This window comes from Paucibacter sp. PLA-PC-4, assembly GCF_026241155.1.
In the GTDB taxonomy this organism is placed as follows: domain Bacteria; phylum Pseudomonadota; class Gammaproteobacteria; order Burkholderiales; family Burkholderiaceae_C; genus Roseateles_E.
This window is the reverse complement of record NZ_JAPFGP010000070.1, coordinates 1-749: the sequence shown is the minus strand read 5'-3', so window position 1 is coordinate 749 and position 749 is coordinate 1. Positions and strand designations below refer to the sequence as shown.

General features: G+C 66.9%; 1 protein-coding gene. It reads right to left on the bottom strand.

Going from position 1 to position 749, the window contains the following annotated elements; genetic code table 11:
• The coding region (locus OOZ63_RS28930; protein ID WP_266009336.1) for an ABC transporter ATP-binding protein at positions 1-749 on the bottom strand (749 nt) is incomplete at its 5' end.

Sequence of the window (749 nt, the reverse complement as noted above, 5' to 3'; positions counted from 1 at the left end):
CTACTTCAGCCCGCCGCTGAGGAACTGCTGCAGGCGCGGGCTCTGCGGCTTGAGCAGCACCTCGCGCGGATTGCCTTCTTCCTCGACCTTGCCCTGGTGCAAAAACATCGTGTGGGTCGAGACCTCGCGGGCAAATCCCATCTCATGGGTCACGACAATCATCGTGCGGCCCTCGGCTGCCAGGTCGCGCATCACCTTCAGCACCTCGCCCACCAGCTCCGGGTCCAGCGCCGAGGTTGGCTCGTCAAACAGCATCACCTCGGGCTCCACCGCCAGCGCCCGCGCGATCGCCACCCGCTGCTGCTCGCCGCCGCTGAGCTGGGCCGGGTAGACATCCTTGCGATGGGCGACGCCGACGCGGGCCAGCAGGGCCTCGGCCTTCTCGATGGCCTCGGCCTTGGGCACGCCCAGCACATAGACCGGCGCCTCGATGACGTTCTCGATCACGGTGCGGTGGCCCCAGAGGTTGAAGTTCTGGAACACCATGGCCAGCCGTGCGCGCCAGCGCTGCAGTTGCTTGGCGTCCAGCGCCTTCAGGCTGCCGTCGCGGTCGCGGCCCAGCTTCAGCTGCTCACCGCCCAGCGAGAAGCGGCCCTCCCAGGGCTGCTCCAGCAGATTGATGCAGCGCAAGAAGGTGCTCTTGCCGGAGCCGCTGGAGCCGATCAAGGTGATCACATCGCCGGTGCGCGCGGACAGCGAGACGCCCTTGAGCACCTCGCGTTCGCCATAGCGTTTGTGCAGGTTTTCAA